17 protein-coding genes and 1 pseudogene are annotated in these 20497 nt (G+C 61.7%); 12 read left to right on the forward strand and 6 right to left on the reverse strand.

What is annotated here, in order from left to right; all coding sequences use genetic code 11:
• The first annotated feature begins 130 nt into the window (after window positions 1-130).
• The 7 genes and pseudogenes from AC097L_RS20900 (at window position 131) to eda (ending at window position 8917) form a co-directional block, all read left to right on the forward strand.
• Window positions 131-1765, forward strand: coding sequence for a 3-(methylthio)propionyl-CoA ligase (locus tag AC097L_RS20900; protein ID WP_479588642.1), 1635 nt, complete (start codon window positions 131-133; stop codon window positions 1763-1765).
• A gap of 606 nt (window positions 1766-2371) precedes the next feature.
• Window positions 2372-3493 carry a transposase gene (locus tag AC097L_RS20905; protein ID WP_479588643.1) on the forward strand — a complete coding sequence of 374 codons (1122 nt, stop codon included), beginning with the start codon at window positions 2372-2374 and terminating at the stop codon, window positions 3491-3493.
• A gap of 75 nt (window positions 3494-3568) precedes the next feature.
• Window positions 3569-3961 carry an IS66-like element accessory protein TnpA gene (tnpA, locus tag AC097L_RS20910; RefSeq protein WP_479588644.1) on the forward strand — a complete coding sequence of 131 codons (393 nt, stop codon included), beginning with the start codon at window positions 3569-3571 and terminating at the stop codon, window positions 3959-3961.
• A complete protein-coding gene (gene tnpB, locus AC097L_RS20915) occupies window positions 3958-4296 on the forward strand; it encodes an IS66 family insertion sequence element accessory protein TnpB (protein WP_479588645.1) in 339 nt (112 codons plus the stop codon). Before tnpA ends, tnpB begins: the two co-directional genes overlap by 4 nt.
• Window positions 4297-4524: 228 nt before the next feature.
• A pseudogene (gene tnpC, locus AC097L_RS20920) lies at window positions 4525-6066 on the forward strand (IS66 family transposase).
• A gap of 386 nt (window positions 6067-6452) precedes the next feature.
• Window positions 6453-8270, forward strand: a complete 1818-nt coding sequence (gene edd / locus AC097L_RS20925) for a phosphogluconate dehydratase (protein WP_479588646.1) — start codon at window positions 6453-6455, stop codon at window positions 8268-8270.
• The gene (eda, locus tag AC097L_RS20930; protein WP_479588647.1) at window positions 8261-8917 is read left to right on the forward strand and encodes a bifunctional 4-hydroxy-2-oxoglutarate aldolase/2-dehydro-3-deoxy-phosphogluconate aldolase; all 657 of its coding nucleotides are present in this window, start codon (window positions 8261-8263) and stop codon (window positions 8915-8917) included. The genes edd and eda overlap by 10 nt, the downstream gene beginning before the upstream one ends.
• Window positions 8918-8997: 80 nt before the next feature.
• On the opposite strand, the gene AC097L_RS20935 is transcribed toward eda, so the two are convergent.
• The 3 genes from AC097L_RS20935 to AC097L_RS20945 all read right to left on the reverse strand — a co-directional run bounded on the left by AC097L_RS20935 (window position 8998) and on the right by AC097L_RS20945 (window position 11650).
• The gene (locus AC097L_RS20935; protein WP_479588648.1) at window positions 8998-9135 is read right to left on the reverse strand and encodes a hypothetical protein; all 138 of its coding nucleotides are present in this window, start codon (window positions 9133-9135) and stop codon (window positions 8998-9000) included.
• Between the two features lie 48 nt (window positions 9136-9183).
• Window positions 9184-9591: a lactoylglutathione lyase gene (gloA, locus tag AC097L_RS20940; protein WP_479588649.1), complete on the reverse strand. Its 408-nt coding sequence runs from the start codon at window positions 9589-9591 to the stop codon at window positions 9184-9186.
• Window positions 9592-9760: 169 nt separating this feature from the next.
• Window positions 9761-11650 carry a DEAD/DEAH box helicase gene (locus tag AC097L_RS20945; protein ID WP_479588650.1) on the reverse strand — a complete coding sequence of 630 codons (1890 nt, stop codon included), beginning with the start codon at window positions 11648-11650 and terminating at the stop codon, window positions 9761-9763.
• 255 nt (window positions 11651-11905) lie between these two features.
• Here AC097L_RS20945 and ettA point away from each other — a divergent pair, with 255 nt between their 5' ends.
• Window positions 11906-13567, forward strand: coding sequence for an energy-dependent translational throttle protein EttA (ettA, locus tag AC097L_RS20950; RefSeq protein ID WP_479588662.1), 1662 nt, complete (start codon window positions 11906-11908; stop codon window positions 13565-13567).
• Window positions 13568-13711: 144 nt separating this feature from the next.
• Here ettA and AC097L_RS20955 read toward each other — a convergent pair whose 3' ends face one another.
• The gene (locus AC097L_RS20955; RefSeq protein ID WP_479588663.1) at window positions 13712-15079 is read right to left on the reverse strand and encodes a TAXI family TRAP transporter solute-binding subunit; all 1368 of its coding nucleotides are present in this window, start codon (window positions 15077-15079) and stop codon (window positions 13712-13714) included.
• Window positions 15079-18123: a bifunctional diguanylate cyclase/phosphodiesterase gene (locus tag AC097L_RS20960; protein WP_479588651.1), complete on the reverse strand. Its 3045-nt coding sequence runs from the start codon at window positions 18121-18123 to the stop codon at window positions 15079-15081. The genes AC097L_RS20955 and AC097L_RS20960 overlap by 1 nt, the downstream gene beginning before the upstream one ends.
• 461 nt (window positions 18124-18584) lie before the next feature.
• On the opposite strand from AC097L_RS20960, the gene AC097L_RS20965 reads away from it, so the two are divergent.
• Window positions 18585-18764, forward strand: coding sequence for a hypothetical protein (locus tag AC097L_RS20965; protein WP_479588652.1), 180 nt, complete (start codon window positions 18585-18587; stop codon window positions 18762-18764).
• A 12-nt stretch (window positions 18765-18776) separates the two neighbouring features.
• On the forward strand, window positions 18777-19217 hold the full coding sequence (locus tag AC097L_RS20970; protein WP_479588653.1) for an EamA family transporter: 441 nt from the start codon (window positions 18777-18779) through the stop codon (window positions 19215-19217).
• Between the two features lie 74 nt (window positions 19218-19291).
• Here the strand turns inward: AC097L_RS20970 and AC097L_RS20975 are convergent, their stop codons facing one another.
• Window positions 19292-19663, reverse strand: a complete 372-nt coding sequence (locus AC097L_RS20975; RefSeq protein WP_479588654.1) for a hypothetical protein — start codon at window positions 19661-19663, stop codon at window positions 19292-19294.
• A gap of 69 nt (window positions 19664-19732) precedes the next feature.
• On the opposite strand from AC097L_RS20975, the gene AC097L_RS20980 reads away from it, so the two are divergent.
• Entirely contained in the window at window positions 19733-20035 is a 303-nt protein-coding gene (locus AC097L_RS20980) for a single-stranded DNA-binding protein (RefSeq protein ID WP_479588655.1), read from the forward strand.
• A 7-nt stretch (window positions 20036-20042) separates the two neighbouring features.
• A complete protein-coding gene (locus AC097L_RS20985; protein ID WP_479588656.1) occupies window positions 20043-20237 on the forward strand; it encodes a hypothetical protein in 195 nt (64 codons plus the stop codon).
• Window positions 20238-20497 lie beyond the last annotated feature (260 nt).

Below are 20497 nucleotides of genomic sequence, written 5' to 3' on the forward strand. Positions count from 1 at the left end.
TTGTCCCGCAGTTCCATAGGACGCACAGCATGCAGGGCCATGCCGCCTGCGCGACAGCCTGCGGGTCCATACCGGGATACATCCATCCACCGCCGGGCCATACTGGCAACCCATTCCAAGGAGACCGCCGATGCTGGGCCTGATGCAAAACCAACCCCTGTTGATCTCTACCCTGATTGCATTCGCCGACCGCCACCATGGCGATGGCGAAATCGTCTCGCGCCGGGTCGAGGGCGACATCCACCGCACCCGCTACAGCGCTGTAGCCGCCCGCGCCCGGCAGGTGGCCAACGCGCTGGACGGCTGGGGGCTGGCCTTCAGCGACAGGGTGGCCACGCTGGCCTGGAACGGCTACCGCCACCTGGAGCTGTACTACGGCGTCAGCGGCTCTGGCCGGGTGCTGCACACCATCAACCCGCGCCTGCACCCCGCGCAAATCGCCTGGATCACCCAGCACGCCGAAGACCGGGTGCTGTGCTTCGATGCCACGTTCCTGCCGCTGGTCCAAGCCATCCACGCGCAATGCCCTACGGTGCAGCACTGGGTGATGCTGTGCGATGCCGACAAGCTGCCTGCGGACACCGGTATCCCCGGCCTGGTGAGCTACGAGGCCTGGATCGCCGCGGCCTCCAGCCAGTACGTGTGGCCGCAGTTTGACGAAAACACCGCCTCCAGCCTGTGCTACACCAGCGGCACCACCGGCGACCCCAAGGGCGTGCTGTACAGCCACCGCTCCACCACCTTGCATGCCTACGCCGCGGCATTGCCCGATGCCATGGACCTCAGCGCCCGCGACGCGGTGCTGGCCGTGGTGCCCATGTTCCACGTCAACGCCTGGGGTCTCCCGTACAGCGCGGCGCTGACCGGCTGCAAGCTGGTGTTTCCAGGCCCGGCCATGGACGGCCCCTCGGTCTACCAGCTGATCGAGTCGGAAAAGGTCACTTTTGCCGCAGGCGTGCCCACCGTGTGGCAGATGCTGTTGGGCCACATGCAGCCCGGGGGCTTGCGGTTTAGCAGCCTGCAGCGCACGGTGATTGGCGGCTCTGCCTGCCCACCGGCCATGGTCAAGGCCTTCCAGCACGACTACGGCGTAGAGGTAATCCACGCCTGGGGCATGACCGAACTGTCACCCCTGGGCACGCTGTGCACCCTGAAGAACAAACATCTATTGCTATCCAAAGAAGAGCAACTGGCCATGCGCCTGAAGCAGGGCCGGGCGGTGTACGGGGTCGATATGAAGGTGCTGAGCGAGGACGGACAACCCCTGCCGCACGATGGCCAGTCGGCGGGTGATTTGCTGGTGCAAGGCCCGTGGATCGTGGCCGACTACTACCGCAGCCCGGACCCCAGCCCGCTGGTGGACGGCTGGTTCCCCACTGGTGACGTGGCCACGATTGATGCCGACGGCTACCTGCAGATCACCGACCGCAGCAAAGACGTAATCAAGTCTGGCGGCGAGTGGATCAGCTCCATCGCGGTAGAAAACATCGCCGTGGCCCATCCCGCCGTGGCCATGGCCGCCTGCATCGGCGTGGCCCACCCCAAGTGGGACGAGCGGCCCATTGTGGTGGTGGTGAAAAAGCCCGGCATGGAGCTCACGGTGGCCGAATTACTGCAGTTTTACGAGGGCAAGATCGCTAAATGGCAGGTGCCCGACGACGTGGTGTTTGTCGATGCCATCCCGCTGGGCGCCACCGGCAAGATGCAAAAAATGCGGCTACGCGAGATGCTGAAGGACTACCGGCTGCCGGGGCTACAGGCATAGGCTTGTACGGCATTTTGCTATCTAAAATATAGCTAGTGACGTAGGTTTTAATTGCGCTGGAGCCCTGAAACACGCTGAAAACGTTCTAAAACATTTGTACCGCGGTGTAGAACGTAAAAAGACTGCTTCCGTGTCCACCAAAATAGTGTGGGCAATGCGCCCGTTGTCGGCCCCAAAGCGGTCGTCTAGCCGAGTCACACTGCTGGCGTCGGGCAAGGTAGCCACCAGTTACCTGCACATGCAAGGCAAATGGCTCCAGCGGCACGCCGCAGCGCACGTCTACCGACTCGCTGGCCTGCTATGGTCGCCAGGGAGCGGTCTTGGAGGCGCTGGGGCGGGAAGCGGGTTACGAAGAAAGTTCGCTATTTATTCGAGCCACTTGCACAACGCCCCAAAGAGGCAATTTCCTAGCGGGTTGTATGCGGATTTTTGAGAATGAAGGAGTAGGCGCAGCCACAGCGAAGTGACATCATCTGGTGTACCAAGACGAGATGAAAGCGCCTATCCATGAACTGTACGGCAAGACAAGGTTATCGCCCACACTACACGCTGCTGCAGTGCGAACTGGGCCAATGGGCAGGAGGTCTAGAGTTGACATTGACACCGATGCACCAACGCATCGTGCGCACCCTGGACTGGCTGAACTTGGAAGGCTTGATAGGTTATGCAGGCAAACGCGCCGGTCCTCCCGAGCGCAGCCGCCTGGCGCTAGCCCAGGCGTTTGTGGCCAAGGCTATCTTGGGCTTTGAGAAGACCACCCAACTGCGCAGCCGATTGGCGGTGGATACCGTGCTGATGCGCCTGCTGGGCTTTGAGTCCCACCGCAGGCTGCCCAGCGAAGCCACGTTTAGCCGGGCCTTTACCGAGTTTGCCCAGATGGGTTTACCTGCCAAGGCCCACGAAGCGCTGATACGCCAACACCTGGGGGGCCAGGTCATAGGCCACATTGCCCGCGACTCCACCGCCATCCATGCGCGTGAGCGGGCCCAGTACAGCCAGGAACAAACAGCCGCACTGAACCAGGCTAAAGCAGCCAAGGTGGCAAAGGCTGCAGTGAAGGCCTCAGCAACGCCCGACAGTGCGCCCAAACGGCGTGGCAGACCAAGCGCAGGCTCGGAGGCAGGCAGCAATGCAGACAAAGCTGACAAAGCCAAGCCACGCAGCCGCATCCCTGTGCAGCTACTGCAAACACCGGCCCAAACGCTGGCCGAGCTGCCCCAGCTATGCAACAAGGGAAAGAAGCGCAACGCCCAGGGCCACTTCAACACCTGGGTGGGCTACAAGCTGCATCTGGACGTGGCCTGCTGCGGTGTACCCATCACAGCCGCCTTGACCTCGGCCAATGTCTATGACAACCAGGTCAGCGTACCGCTGGCGCGGCTGTCCGCCCAACGCGTCACCAGCCTGTACACACTGATGGATGCGGCCTACGACAGCGAGGCGCTGCGCCAGTTGGAGCGTGAGCTCGGACATGTGCCGATCGCGGCCATCAACTCGCGCGGATGCAGCCATCCGCCAACGCTGGACGAGGCAGAGAAGAGACGCTTTGGTGAGCGCACGGTCGTTGAGCGCATCAACAGCCGACTCAAAGACAGCTTTGGCTGCGCCAGCATGTGGGTCAAGGGCCCGACCAAGGTGCTGTGCCACACCACGTTTGCGGTGTTGGCCGTCAGTGTGGATGCGTTGATGCGCCTCATGCTGTACGACAACCCGCTGCCAGCGGCGTAAGCGTCCAGCCATCCCATCTTGAAACGGCTCTAGGTTCATAGGAGCCTCGTGTCCACCTCAACTCTTGGTGGACACGTGAACACTATCTCCGAACAAGCCGTTGGCAATCGTCGACGCCGTCGCATTCACAGCGACGAATTCAAAGCCACTGTCGTGGCATCGTGCCTGCAGCCTGGTATTTCCATGGCCGCTGTGGCAATGGCCAACGGCATCAACGCGAACTTGCTGCGGCGCTGGGTGCGCGCATCCGAGATGTGCGGCGACGCTGATCAGGTGCAGGCACTGCCGGCGCTCAAACCAGCAGCGCAGACCGCCGCGGCTGGCTTCGTGCCAATGGCCTTACCCGCCCCGAGTGCACCACCGGACATCCGTATCGAACTGCGCTGCGGCGCGACGGCGATCACCGTCACTTGGCCGACGCAGGCGGCCAGCGAGTGCGCGGCTTGGATGCGCGAGCTGCTGCGATGATCCGCATCGATGCCATGTGGCTGGCGACGGAGCCGGTAGATATGCGCGCCGGTGCCGACCGCCTGATCGCCCGTGTGGTGCAGGTCTTCGGTGCCGCCCAGGCGCACCACGGTTATCTCTTTGCCAACGCCCGCGGCACACGCATGAAGCTGGTGGTGCACGACGGCTTCGGCGTATGGTGCGCCACGCGACGCCTCAACCAGGGCCGCTTCGTATGGCCCAGTGCCGATGCGCCGCTGCAACCACCCACGCTCACGCAGGCGCAGTTCCAGGCCCTGGTCGTGGGCCTGCCGTGGCAGCGCCTGACGCACATGCAAGTCATTACGCGCGTTTAAATGCGCAGCCCCGCAAGCACCTGTGAAGGCTGCATGCGGGGCAATCCGAATAAGCACCAATGACGGCCGTCGCCAGCCTCAAGACAATGGGGCATGTTCGACGTAAACCTCGATGCCAACTTCGATGTAACTGCGCTCCACGCCGTTGACCTCAAAGGCCTGAGCAAGGGCGCCGTGACAGAGCTGGCAGCAGCGCTGCTCGCACAGCTGACCGCACAGAGCACACAGATGTCTGCCCAATATGCATCCCTCCAGGCCAAGGACGAGCACATTGCGCAGCGTGAGCGCGAGATCAGGTTCAAGGACACTAAGATCGAGCGCATCACGTTCGAGCTGGCGCGCCTAAAGGCGTGGAAGTTCGGCGCCCGGACCGAGCGCATGAACGCCGAGCAGCGCCAGATGTTCGAGGAGACGTCGGCCGAGGACGAGGCCAGCTTGCAAGCCCAGCTTCAGGCCTTGCAAGGTACATCTACCCCGAGTTCCCTGCCAGCGGCAGACACCACACGCCGGCCGCGCCGCCAACCCCTGCCCGAGCAGTTGCGCCGTGTCGAGCATCGCCACGAACCCGAGAACACGACTTGCCCCTCTCCGGGGTGTGGCCAAGCCATGGTGCGCATCGGCGAAGACGTGAGCGAGCGCCTCGACATCGTACCGGCCGAGTTCTTCGTGCACCGCCATGTGCGTGGTAAATGGGCCTGCAAGTGCTGCCAACAAAAGGGTGAAGGTCGGCTGGTGCAAGAGCCCGCAGCACCCCAAATCATCGACAAGGGCATGCCCACCGCAGGCCTGCTGGCGCATACCCTGGTCAGCCGCTTCGTGGACCACTTGCCGTACTACCGGCAGGAACAGATCAACGCCCGCGCGGGCGTGCACACGCCGCGCTCGACGCTGGCTGCCTGGTCGGGCGCGGCAGGCGCCAGCCTGCAGCCACTGTTCGATGCGCACCGCGCGTTTGTGCTGGGCGCTCAGGTGCTGCACGCCGATGAGACCCCGGTCAGGATGCTGGACCCCGGCGCGGGCAAGACCACCAAGGCTTACGTCTGGGCATATGCGCGCGGCGAACACGATGCCACGCCTGGCGTCGTCTACGACTTCTGCGTGGGCCGACGTGCCAAGTACCCGATGGCCTTCCTTCACGGCTGGTCGGGCACGATCACCTGCGACGACTACAAGGGCTACGACGCGGTGTTCCGGCTCGAAGGGCGCACGGAGGCGGGCTGCCTGGCGCATGCACGCAGGAAGTTCGATGAACTGGCCAAGGCGCATGCCAGCCCGGTGGCGATACAGGCCATCGAGCGCATTGCGTGGTTGTACCGGATCGAGCAGGAGGGGCGCGAGATGACAGCCACGGATCGGCTGACGTTGTGAGGCAGCAGCGTGCCCAGCCGCTGTGGGACGCGTTGCACGTCTGGATGCGCCTGGAGAGGTCCCGCGTGGCAGATGGGTGGCGGCATCGCAGCCGCGCTCGACTACAGCCTTAAGCGCTGGGATGCACTGGGTCGCTTCCTGCACGACGGCGAGGTCAGCATCGACAACAACCACATCGAGCGGCTGATGCGGCCCTGGGCCATGGGCAGAAAGGCCTGGCTCTTTGCCGGTAGCGAACTGGCCGGCCAGCGGGCCGCGATGGTGATGAGCTTGGTGCAGTCGACCAAGCTTAATGGACACGAGCCGTGGACCTACCTCAAGGATGTGCTTGAGCGGTTATTGGCGCATCCGAACAACCGGATCGAGGAGCTGTTGCCGCATCGTTGGGGCAACGCCGGCTGACCTCGTCAAGATGGGATGGCTGGACGCTTACCCAGCGGCTGCACATTAGCGGCTTGAGCTAGGTAGCTTAAAAATAATAGACCGATGAGGTCTTTGCGCCACAAAAGCGAGGGCGCGTTGGATGAACTCGCCCAAAAACAGGGCTTTGAGTGCAGTTCAACGCTGCCAACCGCTATTCGGTGCCCCAGCAACCTGTTTCAAATTGACCAACAACCCGTTGGCTGCTAACTCGCAGAATTGTGCAAGTGGCTCTATTTGATAGTTTTTGACAGGCTGTTTTTACGCCTACTTGCGGTGGCCTTTCGTACCCTACTGGTAACTCCCAAGCTGCCCACTCCTATGGTTCGGGAGTACCATTGCGGTTGTAATTTAGTTACCAAAAGACCATGACACTCCACCCCACGGTAGCGGCGGTCACAGACCGCATTCGTGCGCGTAGCGGCCCCAGCCGCAGCGCTTATCTAGAACGCCTGGACGCCGCCGCCCAGCGCAAACCGGGGGCCGAGCGCATGGGTTGCGCCAACGTGGCCCACGCGTTTGCCGGTATGCCGGTGAACGACAAGCTCAAGGTGGTGACCGAAAAAGCCCTCAACATCGGCATCGTCACCGCCTACAACGACATGCTGTCGGCCCACACGCCGATGCAAACCTACCCCGACATCGTCAAAGCCGAAGCCCGCCGCCACGGTGCCACTGCCCAGGTTGCCGGTGGCGTGCCCGCGATGTGCGACGGCGTGACCCAAGGCACGCCCGGCATGGAACTCAGCCTGTTCAGCCGCGACGTGATCGCCATGGCCACCGCCGTGGCCCTGAGCCACGACATGTTCGATGCCGCCCTGATGCTGGGTGTGTGCGACAAGATCGTGCCCGGTTTGCTCATCGGCGCACTGCAGTTCGGCCATTTGCCCACCGTGTTTGTGCCCGCAGGCCCTATGCCCACCGGCCTGTCAAACAACGCCAAATCCAAAGTGCGCGAACAAGCCGCCCAGGGCCTGGTGGGCCGCACCGAGCTGCTGCAGGCCGAGTCCGCCGCCTACCACGCGCCCGGCACCTGCACCTTCTACGGCACCGCCAACAGCAACCAGATGCTGCTCGAAGCCATGGGTCTGCACGTGCCCGGCACGGCTTTTGTGGCCCCCGGCGGCGCGATGCGCGACGAACTCACCCGTGAAGCCACCCGCACCGTGCTGGCCGACGTGAAAGCCAAGCGCTACGCTCCCATCGGCCACGTGGTGGACGAGCGCTGCATCGTCAACGCCATGGTCGCCTTACTGGCCACCGGCGGCTCCACCAACCACCTGATCCACTGGGTCGCGGTGGCATCCGCCGCCGGTATCGTGATCGACTGGGACGACTTCAGCGCTTTGTCGGATGTAGTGCCCACGCTGTCGCACGTTTACCCCAACGGCAGCGCCGATGTGAACCAGTTCCAGGCTGCAGGCGGCCCTGGTTTCATCATCCGTGAGCTGATGGACGCAGGCTTCATGCACGCCGACGTGCTCACCGTGCGCCCCGGCGGCCTGCGCGAATTTGCAGGCGAGCCCGCGCTGGTAGGCGACACCCTCACCTGGAACACCGTGCTGGAATCCAAAGACACCACCATCGTGCGCCCAGCAAACAACCCGTTCAGCCCCACCGGCGGCCTCAAGCTGCTCAAGGGCAACCTGGGCCGCAGCGTCATCAAGGCATCCGCCGTGCCGGATGACCGCCACACCATCGAAGCCCCGATCCGCCTGTTTGACTCGCAAGAAGCCCTGCACCTGGCCTTCAACGCGGGCGAGCTGAACCGCGACGTGGTCTGCGTGGTGCGCTGGCAAGGCCCGCAAGCCAACGGCATGCCCGAACTGCACAAGCTCACCCCTCCGCTGGCCGTGCTGCAAGGTAAGGGATACCGCGTGGCCCTGGTCACCGATGGCCGCATGAGCGGAGCATCCGGCAAGGTGCCTGCCGCCATCCACGTATCGCCCGAAGCCCTGGCCGGTGGCCCGCTGGCCAAGCTGCTGGACGGTGACGTGGTACGCCTGGATGCCGTGGCCGGTACGCTGCAGGCCCTGGTGCCCGATGCCGAATGGGATGCCCGTCCCCTGGCCACCATGCCCGAAGCCTTGCGCGAGGCCAATGGCTTCGGCATGGGTCGCGAACTTTTTTCTGGCATGCGCCGCAATGCCCTCACCGCTGAACAAGGAGCTCTCTCATGGGTCTAAGCAACCACACCGGCCGCTGGACGGCCCTGCAAGTCATGCAAGACGCGCCGGTGATCCCGGTCATCGTACTCAACGACGTGGCCAACGCTGTGCCGCTGGCGCGCGCGCTGGTGGCTGGCGGCATCCGCATGCTGGAAGTTACGCTGCGCACCCCGCAGGCGTTGGAATGCATTGAGCGTATCGCCAAGGAAGTGCCCGACGCCGTCATTGGCGCAGGCACCATCCGCAGCGCCGCCGATGCGCAAGCCGCCGCCAAGGCCGGTGCGCTGTTTGGCGTGAGCCCCGGCTACACCCGCACGGTGGGCCAGGCCTGCCGCGATGCCGGTCTGGCCCTGCTGCCCGGCGTGGCCACAGGCAGCGAAATCATGATGGCCCAGGAAGACGGCTTCACGGAGTTGAAGTTTTTCCCCGCCATGCAAGCCGGTGGTCCGGCCATGCTCAAGGCCTGGAGCGGTCCGTTCTTTGACGTGAAGTTCTGCCCCACGGGCGGCGTGACGCTGCAAAACGCGCCCGAATTTTTGGCTCTGCCCAACGTTATTTGCGTGGGTGGCTCGTGGATCGTCCCGGTGGACGCGATGAAGTCGGGCGACTGGGGGCGCATCACCCAACTGTGCCTGGATACGGCGGCTTTGAAGAAGAAAGCCTAAAACAAAAAGCGCCTTTTCAGGCGCTTTTTTTCAGACCGTAAAAGGCTTCTGCTTCAAAAATGGGCCTGCTTTACCCAGGGTCATAAGGTTGGGCGATAGGTCGGAGGCAGGCCGGCACGCACCTTGGCGTGGACCTGGCGATAGGTACCCGTAAACGTACCTTTGGCCCACACCTTGAGCACCTGCTCTGTGAACGCGCCGTTGTGGTCGCCGTCCATCGAGGTCTGGTTGTCCTGGCAGCCCGACACCAGCACCAGCGCAAGACATCAGATGCCCGAACCGCCTGCGTGTTCGGCGCGCTGGATCAGCTCGATTTTGTAGCCGTCCGGGTCGGTCACGAAGGCAATCACCGTGGTGCCGCCCTTGACTGGACCGGCTTCGCGCGTGACCTGGCCACCGGCGGATTTGATTTTTTCGCAGGCAGCATAGGCATCGGGCACGGCCAGGGCGATGTGGCCGTAGGCGGTACCCAGCTCGTAGCTGTCCACGCCGTGGTTATAGGTCAGCTCCAGCTCGGCATGGTCGGGGTTGGAGCCAAAACCGACGAAGGCCAGGGTGTATTTGTATTCGGCGTTTTCCGACATGCGCAGCAGTTGCATGCCCAGAATATGGGTGTAGAAGTCGATGGAGCGCTGCAGGTTGCCGACGCGCAGCATGGTGTGGAGAAGTCGCATGGTGTTTTTTTAAAAGGGAGTGGGGGGAGAGCGTAGATTGTAAAAATAAACGCCCACAAAAAAGGCGCATGCCAAATGCCATGCGCCAGATAAGGAGTATCAAACACTCCTCATTTAATAGCATCTAGCGTAGATTGCATATGCGCTAGATGCCAAAAAGACTCTTAAATCAGCGTCCGAACGAACCGCGTGGGCCGCCGGGGCCACGAGAGCCGCCGCCACCGCTGCGGCCGCCGCCGAAACCACCACCACCACCATTACCGCCGTTACCGCCGCCATTACCACCACCGTAGCCGCCGCCGCCACCACCGCCGCCATTGCGGTTGCCGCCGCCGAAGCCGCCGCGGCGACCCCGGTCGAGCATGCTGTCTACGCTGGTACGCATGGGGTCAGGTTGGCCGCCCTGGGCAGGGCGGGGCGCAGGGCCTTGGCCACCCATGGAGGCGGAACGGGTGTGGTCAGGCTGGGCACCGCCGTAGCCGCCGCCATTGCCATTTCCGTTACCACCACCGTTTCCGCCGCCACCATAACTATTCCCGCCGCCGTAACCACCACCTGCATTGCCACCGCCGTAGCCGCCGCCACCGGTGCGCGCACCGCCAGGGCCGCTAGGACGGCCACCACGGCCACCTTGGGGTGGACGCGCGCCTTGGGGGCGTGGAGCCATGCCGTCACCTTGTGGGGCACGGGGGCCGCCACGGGGTGCATTGCTGCGGGGGCCGCCATTGCCGCCACCGTTGTTGCCACGGCCAGCGCCGTCGCCGCCATTCGCACCCTTGCTGTCGCGCACGCGCTGCAGCATTTCGGTACGGGCTGCCTTGGCAGCAGCCTGCATCACGTCGCGGCTAGGTGGCTTGCCGGCTCCGCCCCAGATCGTCTGGCGACCCATGGCGATGGGTTCGGCGCGCTCGTTGGGTTCGGGCATGAAGCCTTCGATGACTTGCACGGCAATTTCTTGCTTGGTGAAGCGTTCGATGTCTTGCATGAAGCCTTCTTCGTCCAGGCACACCAGGTTCACTGCAGCGCCTTCGGCACCAGCGCGACCGGTACGGCCGATGCGGTGCACATAGTCTTCGCAGACGTTCGGGATTTCGTAGTTGACCACGTGTGGCAGGTCGTCGATGTCGATACCGCGGGCGGCGATGTCGGTAGCCACCAGAGCGCGCACATCACCGCTCTTGAAGCCTTGCAGGGCCTGGGTACGGGCCGACTGGCTCTTGTTGCCATGCAGGGCCATGGCGGTGATGCCGTTCTTTTCCAAGAATTCGGCTACGTTGTTTGCGCCGAACTTGGTACGGGTGAACACCAGCACCTGGCTCCAGTTGTGTTCCTGGATGATGTGGGCCAGCAGGGCCTTTTTCTTGCCGCGACCGACCGGGTGGATCACCTGGGTGATGCGCTGCACAGTGGTGTTGCGCGGCGTGACCTGCACGCTTTGTGGGTTCTTCAGCAGCGTGGCTGCCAGGTCACGGATTTCATCGCTGAAAGTGGCCGAGAACAGCAGACTTTGCTTGTCTTTGGGCACAGCGGCCAGTACTTTTTTCACGTCGTGGATGAAGCCCATGTCGAGCATGCGGTCGGCTTCGTCGAGCACCAGCATTTGCACCTGGCCCAGGTCCAGCACGCCTTGTTGCATCAGATCCAGCAGGCGGCCCGGGGTGGCGACCAGAATGTCCACGCCTTTTTTTACCTTGGTGATTTGCGGGTTCATGCCGACACCGCCAAAGATTACGGTGGACGTCAGTTCCAGGTACTTGCCGTAGGTTTGCACCGATTCTTCCACCTGTGCGGCAAGTTCACGGGTCGGGGTGAGCACCAGGGCGCGGATGCCCTTGCCGCCAAATTTGTTGGTGGCGGGTGCGCTCTCGGTAAGGCGCTGCAGCAGGGGCAGGGTGAAAGCTGCCGTTTTGCCGGTGCCGGTTTGCGCGCCGCCCAGCAGGTCATGCCCAGCCAAGACGACCGGAATGGCCTGCGCTTGGATCGGTGTGGGCTCGGTATAGCCTTGCTCTTGCACGGCTTTCAGAATGGCCGGGGCCAAATTCAGTTCTTCAAAGTTCATTTTTGTGCACCCGTCCTGGGCGCTTGGGAAGCCTGGCCTATCGCCCGTCGTGTGAAAACAGGCACCAATCAAAGGCAGACATTTTTAAAAATAGGCGCAAAACAAGAGGGTTTATCTTGGTTTTGGCCCCCAGCGAAGTGCTGGCGTTGCAGCCAATTGGAATGCCGCAACCTACGGATTGTCGCATGCTGGGATAATCGGTGTTCGCCCGACTTGTTTCGGCAGATTTTTTGCAGCAACTTCACCCTCAAAAAGATGGCCCAGTACGTATTTACCATGAACCGCGTCGGCAAGATCGTGCCGCCCAAGCGCCACATTCTCAAAGACATTTCGCTCAGCTTCTTCCCTGGCGCCAAGATTGGCGTGCTGGGTACCAACGGCTCGGGTAAGTCCACCTTGCTTAAGATCATGGCCGGGCTGGACAAGGAAATCGAAGGCGAAGCCCAGCCCATGGCCGGCCTGAACATCGGCTACCTGCCCCAGGAACCCCAGCTGGACCCCACGCAAACCGTGCGTGAAAGCGTCGAGTCCGCCATGGGCAAGGTGTTCTCCGCCAAGGCGCGCCTGGAAGAGGTCTACACCGCCTATGGGGAAGAAGATGCCGACTTTGACGCGCTGGCCGCCGAGCAGGCCGAGCTGGAAGCCATCATCGCCACCGCCGGCACCGATTCCGAGCACCAGCTGGAAATCGCCGCCGACGCGCTGCGCCTGCCACCGTGGGATGCCGTGGTAGGCGTGTTGTCCGGTGGTGAAAAGCGCCGCGTGGCGCTGTGCCGCCTGCTCCTAAGCAAGCCCGACATGCTGCTGCTGGACGAGCCGACCAATCACTTGGATGCCGAATCGGTGGACTGGCTGGAGCAATTTTTGCAGCGCTACTCGGGCACCGTGGTGGCCATTACCCACGATCGCTACTTTTTGGACAATGCTGCCGAATGGATTTTAGAACTGGACCGGGGCTCCGGCATTCCATACAAAGGCAACTACTCCGACTGGCTGACGCAAAAGGGCGCGCGCCTGGAGCAAGAGCAAAAGGGCGAAGAATCGCGTGCCAAGGCCTTGAAGAAGGAATTGGAATGGTCGCGCCAAAACCCCAAGGCCCGCCAAGCCAAGAGCAAGGCCCGTCTGGCCCGCTTTGAAGAATTGAGCGACTTTGAATACCAAAAGCGCAACGAGACGAACGAAATCTTCATCCCCGTGGCCGATCGCCTTGGCCAGGAAGTAATCGAATTCGTCAACGTCACCAAGTCGTTTGGTGACCGTGTGCTGATCGACAACCTGAGCTTCAAAGTGCCACCTGGCGCCATCGTCGGCATCATCGGCCCCAACGGCGCCGGTAAATCCACGCTGTTCCGCATGATCGCTGGGCAGCAGCAGCCCGACAGCGGCACGGTGAAAATCGGCCAGACCGTCAAGATGGCCTTTGTGGACCAGAACCGTGATGATTTGGCCAATGAAAAAACCGTTTGGGAAGACGTGTCCGGCGGGCTGGACATTCTGAACGTGGGCAAGTTCCAGATGGCCAGCCGCGCCTACTGCGGCCGCTTCAACTTTAACGGCGGCGACCAGCAAAAGCGCGTCGGTTCGCTGTCTGGCGGTGAGCGTGGCCGTTTGCATCTGGCCAAGACCCTGATTGCGGGCGGCAACGTGCTGATGCTGGATGAGCCGTCCAATGACTTGGACGTGGAAACCCTGCGGGCACTGGAAGACGCGCTGCTGGAATTCGCCGGTTCGCTGATGGTCATCAGCCATGACCGTTGGTTCCTGGACCGTATTGCCACCCACATCCTGGCCTGCGAAGGCGACAGCCAGTGGACTTTCTTTGACGGCAACTACCAAGAGTACGAAGCCGACAAGAAGAAGCGTCTGGGCGAAGAGGGCGCCAAGCCTAAGCGGATGCGTTTCAAGGCATTGAAGTAGGCACCCCCCCAGGCTTGCCCACTGCGTGTGGCAGCGCCAACCCCCTTGCAGGGGGCGATTTCAGCAGCCTGGCAGAGCCAGTTCTGCGGAATCCTTGAAGCAAGAACGGCTCGTTATGTGGGCCGTTTTTGTTTTTGGGGGCGTTTACGCTTCTGCTATTGCTGGCACCGGCTCTTTAGGCCAGTTCGCCAGCAGGCGCCTGCGCACGGCGTAGATGTTGTTGCGCAGGGCGTAGAGCTCGTCGGTATAGGACAAGGGGACGGTGATGCGGTGGGTCACGCGGTCGAGTTCGTCGAGTTCGTCCAGCAGGGCTTCACGGTCGCCAGTGCGCTCGTCCACCTTGGTTTCGATCTCGCGCAGGCGGGCGTACCAGCGGAAAACCCGGCTGCGCACGCGAAACTGGTACAGCGGCGGCACGATCTTGCTCAGCGGCAGCATTAGCACCAACAGACCACCCAGTACCAGCCACATACGTTCGATCAGGTTGCTGGCCCAGAAGGGCAGGTAGCGCTGCCAGAACGGCGGCGTGCCGTTGATGGCGCGGTCACCCTCGGGGCTGACCGGCAGCTCGCTGGTGCGGGTGTTGGGGAAGTCGCGCGCGCGGTTGAACCAGCCCGCGCCGCTGTGCACCGTTTGCGCACTCTGGGCGAAGAGCTGGCGCAGGGCGGGATGGGTCTGGTCGCTGGAAATCAGCGAGGTGGTGGCGGCCAGCATCGACACGTCATGCGGTGGCATATCGGCGGCCAGGTCAACCACGCCGCGCGGCAGCGTCACGGCCGAGAGAAAGGCAAAGCGACGGGCGTAGGCATCGCTTTGGCCAAAATCCATCAGCTGGATGCCGCGGGCGCGCAGCAGGCGCTGCACCAGCGGCGACTGGGGGGCCGAGGCCAGCACCACCACGTCCAGCTTGCCTGCCAGCAGCGCGTCCACGGCGGGTGCGGGCTCCAGGTTCGAAGAACGCAGCGTACGGGCCTCGATATGGTTGGCCTTGAACATTTTCTCCATGATGTCCGGCACGCCGCTGCCTTGTTTGTCGATGTTGATGCGCAGCATCTTTAACTGGGGCAGGGCGGTCAGCGTGGCGGTCGCGGGATCAATCTTGCGGGCCGCGTCGGTTCGGTAAAACAGCCAGATGGGTTCGTAAAACAGGCTTCCCAAGGACATCAGGCCTGCTTCTTCATCGGCCAGCGGGTCGGCGCTGCCGCCGCGCACAAAACCTACGTCGGCCTCGCCATTGCGCAGCATTTGCAGGTTGTCGGCTGCACCGTCGGTGGCTTTCAGTACCACCTCGATGCCGTGGGTCTTGAGCGCATTGGCGTAGCGCTGGCCAAACTCGGCATAGGCGCTGCCTGCCGGGCCGGTGGCCAGGGTGACGGTTTTGGGCGGCTGCGGGTCAAGATACCAGTAGGCGGCGGCAATCGCTCCGATCACGATGAATACGACCGGACCGGCCGAGACGACCAAATCGCGCAGGGACAGCAGGATCAGTTTGAGGGTCTTGGGCATGGAAATCAGATAGCTGGAAAACCGGGCGACTGTGCCGTTTGTGTGCCTGCCGAGCGGTGTAGCCACGCGCCGAAAGCCTGCTCTGGCAGGGGGCGGCTGAACAGGTAACCCTGGTAGGCATCACAGCCCTGCGTCGCCAAAAAGCTGTGCTGTGCTTCGGTCTCTACGCCCTCGGCGATCACTGCCAGGCCCAGGCTGTGGCCTAGCGCGATGACCGTGCGGGCAATGGCGGCATCGTTGGGGTCGGTAAGCAAGTCGCGCACAAAAGACTGGTCGATTTTCAGTTGCTCCAGCGGCAGGCGCTTCAGGTAGGACAGCGATGAATACCCGGTGCCAAAGTCGTCCAGCGAAAAGCCGACACCCTGCGCCTTGAGCAGCCGCATCTTGGCGATGGTTTCCTCTACATCATTGACCAGCAGGCTTTCGGTCAGCTCCAGCTTCAGCAGGCGCGCTGGGGCACCGGTAATTTCCAGCACCTGCAGCACCGATGCCACAAAGTCCGGCTGCCGAAACTGCCGCGCGCTGACGTTGACTGCCAACGTCAGGTGCCGGGTATGGGCCTGCTGGCTCCAGGCGTGGAGCTGGGTACAGGCCTGCTGCAGTACCCAGTGGCCCAGCGGCAGGATCAGCCCGGTGTCTTCGGCCAGTGGAATGAAGTCGTTGGGTGGCACCATGCCACGCTGCGGGTGCGGCCAGCGCAACAGTGCCTCAGCTCCTACGGGCAGGCCCTGTGCATCTACCTGTGCCTGGTAGTACAGCTGGAACTGCTGCTGCAACAGCGCGCGCCGGATATCTGCCTCCAGCGCCACCCGGCTGTTCACTACCGCCTGCATCTGCGGGTCGTAAAAGCGCAGGGTATTGCGGCCGACTGCTTTGGCCTGGTACATGGCCAGATCGGCCTGTTTCAGCAACTCGTCAATGCTGGCATCCATGCCCTGGTACAGGGTAATGCCCAGGCTGGCCGATAGCTGGTGCTCGTGCGTTTCCAGCAGGTAAGGCTGGGTGATGGCATGGCGCATTTTTTCACCCACTGCCTCGGCATGGGCAGCGGCTTCGTCACGGTCGGCGCTGAGTTGGGTCAACAGCACCACAAATTCGTCTCCGCCCAGGCGCGCCACGGTGTCGGTGGACCGTACGCATACGGCCAACCGTGTCGCCACCTGCTGCAGCAGCAAGTCGCCGATGTCGTGCCCCAGGCTGTCATTCAGCGCCTTGAAGTTGTCCAGGTCAATAAACTGGAGCGCGCCAAAATGGTGGTTGCGTGCGCCCTGCGCCAATTCCTGGCGTAGCCGATCCACCAGCAAGCGGCGGTTAGGCAGGTGGGTCAGCGGGTCGTAAAACGCCAGATGGTTGATTTCTTCTTCGGCGGCCTTGCGCTGCGTCATGTCATTGAAGGTGTTGACGTAATGTGTGATCTGGCCTTGGGCATCTTTCACGGCCGTGGTGCTGCGCGCATCGGGGTAGATGTCGCCGTTTTTGCGCCGGTTCCAGACCTCGCCGCGCCAGGTACCGGTAGCATCCACGCTGTCCCACATGGCTTGGTAAAACTCGCGCGGGTGACGGCCCGAGTTGAGGATGTTCAGGCTGCGCCCTTGCACATCGGCTTCGGTGTAGCCGGTTATCTGGGTAAACGCCAAATTGCAGCGCAGGATGCGGCGCTGCGCATCGGTTACCGCCATGCCGTCCTGGGCATTGAAGGCCGTGGCAGCAATCCGCAAATCCAGATCCGCCTGCACCCGTTGGGTGATATTGCGGGCCAGCAGAATGAAGCGCGGCGCATCTTCATCAGGCGCGTTGCCCGGTGCCGCTTCCAATGGAGTTTTGCGTGCCACGGAAATTTCAAACCACTGCCGCCCCTGGGCAAACGGCAGCGCCACCTGGCCACCTTCGGAACGTCCGTTTAGCTGGGCTTCGTCCAAGGCGAGGCCTACCGTGCGTGCGGCTTCTGCGGGCAATATATCTTTCGCTTTGCGGCCCAAATACTGCTCGGGTCGGATGTCCAGCGGCAGGGCAGGGGGCATGCGGCAGTCGTACACCGTGCCGTCCAAGCCCAGTTCGAACATCAGGTCGGGAATGGCATCCAATGTGGCCTGCAGCTTGTTTTGGGTGGCGGAAATTTCTTGGGTACGCTCGACCACCTGGGCTTCCAGACTGTGTTCCTGGCGTTTGAGTTGCAACAGCAGGTGTGCGGCCCAGCCCAGCAGGGCACTGAACAACATGCCCAGCGCTACTTTGAACGCCAGTCCTGCCGGGTCGCCCCAGCCCTGGATGGGCGCAGCGCTCAGCACCCAGCGCCCGTTGGGCACCAAGACATCGCGGTCCACGGTATCCACCGGGGCGTGCGTGCCGGACATGGCGATGCTCTGCCGAAGCTGGTTGTCAGGTCGTACGCGCCACAGCTCGTAGGCCATGCCGTGGTCTGTCAACTGTGCCACGCCACTGCTGGCCAGGACCTCCGGCAGCCGGATCACTACCGACACAAACCCCCAAAACCGAGGCCGCGTGTTACCTAAATCCGCGGGCAGAAAATCCGACAAATACACCGGTAGCCGTCCGACCACCCCCAATCCGCCTTGCACCAGGTTCAACGGCCCTGCGAGCGTCAGCTTGCCGGTTTGCACGGCGCGGTTGGCCTCTTTGCCTTGCACAGGATCTATAAGCTGGTTGAAGCCCATGGTGCGTTCATTGCCCGCCATGGGAGCCACTTTGCGAACAATGCCGTCTGGCGACAGGCTGAACATAGTGACTCCTGGATACAGAGGGAGCATTTCGCCAGCAATGCCCTCAAAATTCGAGAATTCCCCCCCTGCCTGGTGCACCATGGCAGACAACGCATAGGTGCTGGACAGCGCACGTTCCATCGTGCTCTGGATGGCGTGGGCCCTGTCTGCCACGATACTATCGACCCGGGCGCGCTCGCTTTGTACCCGGCGTTGCTCCATATTCCATACCAACAGCGCAGCCGCACAGGCTGTGACCACAAAAACAATACCAGCCAATACCCGTGCATAGACGGCGCTGGGATGGCGTCGGGACGGCTTGGTAGTCATCGTTGAGGGAGCTGCCTCTGTCTCTAATTGTGTCAATTTGTTTCTTTTGGCCCGACTATAAAGCCTGTGGCCTGACCGCTTCTGAAGCTTAGCCGTAGGAGTTTGGGGCATATGGCCCAAGTGCAACTACAAGCGGAGAGGGGAGCAGGCCCATCCCAAAATATAAATATATATAAAAACAGCTTCTTGCCCATATTATTGCTACATGAGTAGCTATTTTTTATATAGCATTTAATGCATTCGCCACAAGCTTAGTTCGCAAACCACGATGCCTATCCACGCTAATGTTGACCAGCGTACACCCGCTGATGCTGGCTGTACTGCTGTATTTGGGGTCCGGCATCGGCTTGGCCTGCATCCGTGGGTTGTAGCGCAAGCCTAGCACCTTGCCCAAGGGGGCCGAGGGGGGCTGGTTGGTCACAGCCGTATTGGCCGGTGGCGTAGCCAGGCCCGTGTTGTTGATGTTGGAATTACAAGGCTTTAGTGGTGGGAGTGCGGGCAGTGCCGCGCTGATCGTGGCGGCTTGCCTGGCTTGGGCTGTTGACAACAATCTGACCCGTAAAGTTGCGCTGGTGGACGCCGGCTTTATCGCCATGGCCAAGGGTCTGGCGGCGGGTAGTGTCAGCCTGGGGTTGGCCTGAGCCAACGGTGCCATGATGCCGTCCCATGGCGTGCTTGCGCAAGCTGCCTTGCTGGGCTTTGCCAGCTATTGCATCAGCCTGGTGTTATTTGTGCTGGCGCTGCGCCATCTGGGTACGGCCCGTACCGGTGCCTACTTTTCTGTGGCACCGTTTGCCGGGGCCGTATTGTCTGTATGGCTGCTGGATGAGCCTATCACCACCCAATTGCTGTTGGGCGGTGCCTTGATGGCCATGGGCGTACTGCTGCATTTGGTCGAACGCCACGCGCACAGCCATCAGCACGACGCACTGGCGCACGACCATGCACACACCCACGGTACCGGTCCGCACCATGCGCACGCACATGACCAACCGATCGCCGCGCACTCCCGCCATAGCCATCCGCACAAGCACATACCGCTGATCTACAGCCACGTGCATTTTCCCGATGCCCGCCATTGGCACAGCCATTGATACTTGGGGGCAAGCAGTACCAAAACCTGTCTGCGAAGATCTGTACACCATGATTGCGGAGCATGCCTGTTACTTCATACGATGTATACAAACGTAATGGTATCGTCAGTCTTTGCTACTTTTTCCATAGCGTAAATCGAGCCTCCGCTGTAGGATAAGAGCCACACCACCGCCACGCCAGCGGCTAGGCCCTTTCCCAGAACCGCCCGCATCACACCTTCTTTTCTCGTCCCTTTGGCTCGGATGATGATCGCGTCGATAGCGGCTTGCACCGCATCTTCGCCCGCAATGTCGGCCAATTCAGCCGCAACTTCAGGGGAGAAAGGTCTTCTTCCTGTTCGTAAGTGCGACACGTCTGATATGTAGATTCCCATTCGTAAAGCTAGCGCTTTATCGCTCCCGCACACTTTCGATGCTTTGTCAATTAGGGTATTAAGTTCTTGCATTAGGAAACCTTTCCTATAAAAATTTAGGCACTAGGAAATCTTTCCTAGGTTCTAAATGGAACACAAATCATGATCAAAGTCTCGGTAACGTCGACCGAAGTCCGCAACCAAAGCGGCAACGCCAAAGCAAGCGGCAAGCCCTATTCTCTCAATTTCCAAACCGTTTGGCTGCACCTTTCGGACAAGAACGGCACCGCCAACCCCTACCCAGAAAAGTGCGAAATCATCCTAGAAAAATCTTCGGATGGTGCAGCGCTGTATTACACACCCGGAGAGTACATCCTGGCGGACAACAGCATCTATGTTGACCGTTCCGGCAATCTGGCGGTATCCCCCCGCCTGACCTCCCTCCCCAAGCCCAAAGCCATCTAGGCCCACCATGTCGGACGCAAACCATGCGGCCCGGCTCGTGCTCGTAGAGGCCGCAGCCCTGGCCCTACTTCGCGAGACCGCAGACGATCACGACCAGCACGACGAGATCGTGATCCGTGCAGCCCGTGATTTTCACGGCGAAACCACCATCGATATCACCTACATGGTCCATGGCATGCCTGTGGCAGGGGAGGGGCTATGAGCAAGCTTGCTATTCAACTTCACGAGCTTCGTGCTGCCGTGAAATATCACGCTAAAGAGCCTACCGACATTCGGCAGTACACGCGCTGCCGTCGTAATTTGAAGTTGGTAGCGGCGCTTTTGATAGGCAAAGGTTGCATGCCCGTGGCAGGGGAGGGTCTGTGAAAAAGTTATATCCGAAAGATCAGCCTGTTCAGATTAATCCGCTTCATCTTTTGGAGTTAATCAATGCTTTGATGGCGGCTAGAGAAGCTAGTCGCT

The organism is Rhodoferax sp. RT5P35, from assembly GCF_056521385.1.